Origin of the sequence: Odoribacter sp. Z80 (assembly GCF_009935865.1) — a bacterium.
Classification (GTDB): domain Bacteria; phylum Bacteroidota; class Bacteroidia; order Bacteroidales; family Marinifilaceae; genus Odoribacter.
Map to the genome: position 1 here is coordinate 1 of NZ_QWEL01000033.1, position 1227 is coordinate 1227.

At 40.4% G+C, this 1227-nt stretch carries 2 protein-coding genes; both read left to right on the forward strand.

The window, feature by feature from the left end:
• On the forward strand, positions 1-543 hold a 543-nt coding region (locus D1136_RS10760), incomplete at its 5' end, for a hypothetical protein (RefSeq protein WP_161877097.1).
• Between the two features lie 385 nt (positions 544-928).
• On the forward strand, positions 929-1227 hold a 299-nt coding region (locus D1136_RS10765), incomplete at its 3' end, for a JAB domain-containing protein (RefSeq protein WP_161877618.1).

The window sequence follows — 1227 nt, forward strand, 5'->3', positions numbered from 1 at the left end:
GAAAACACCAAAGAACTGCCCAAACCAAAAAATGTACGTTCCATTAATGTCGATACGATTGCAGAAAAGTACGCATATCAAGCCAACGAGAAAGGCGTATCAGGACTGAGTAACTTTTTCAACTACTTTATTACGGACGAATGGGTGGAGATAGAAAAGCCAAATAAAGAACGCCTGCCAGAAAACAAAAGGTATTACTTAGGCTTGATTACCATACTTTTTGACAAGCAGACAGGAGAACCCGTTAAGAAAGGAGGTATCAGCCTGAACAAATTGGTACAGCCCTATCCTGCCTATGACGGAGAGGGCATCAAACAGGTAAAGCAGATTGTAAATATACCTGCTTTTGCTGATTCGCCAGAGGGACAGGTGGATTATGTAAAGAAGTACATTATTGGTAAACTGCTCAGGTGTACAGGTGAAACGTTTAAAGCCATTAAACCGGATTTCAGCATGGGTACACCATCGCTTTATGGGCTGAGTGGTGAAAAGTTACAGGAAAAAGAGGTTGCCTATTTTGAAGCGGTGGAAATGGAAGGGTAACAAAACAGGTACAGGAAGGAGAGTTATCATGCTCTCCTTTTTACTTATTTTATGTGTGTAGCAGAGGTCAGACAGGGCAGAACTGGCACAGGAACAGACAGGCTTTTTACTTGTAATTTTGCCAACTAAAAAAATGGCTTTTATCTGGCATTAGTAGGTGCAGATACAAACAGGTATACCTGTGCAGATATTCTGATTAGAAGTTACAATCAACTTGTTTTATTACTCCATTATATACCTGAAATCCCACATTCAGGACAAAAGATATGGCTTATACTTTACAGGCAGGGTGCATTAATACTCCATATAGGGGGTATTGTGCGTTGAGGGAAGGGGTAATGCCCTCCCCTCATTTTTAGATTACAAACAACAAATAAAATAGATTATGCAACAGGTTAGCGAATTAACGGTAAGCTATAAGCCAAAAGTAAAGGCGGCAGACAGATATTCCATTCATTACCCGCAGGATGCTTACAAGCTACTGATGGAACAGGCTTTTAATGATGATACGCTGGAATACAAGGAATACTTTAAACTGGTCTTACTCAATGGAGCAAATAAGGTTTTAGGTATTACTACGATTTCAGAGGGAGGAATGGACGGTACAGTAGTCGATGTACGGCTAATCATGCAGACTGCATTATTGGCACATAGTTCAAGCATTATACTGGCACATAACCATCC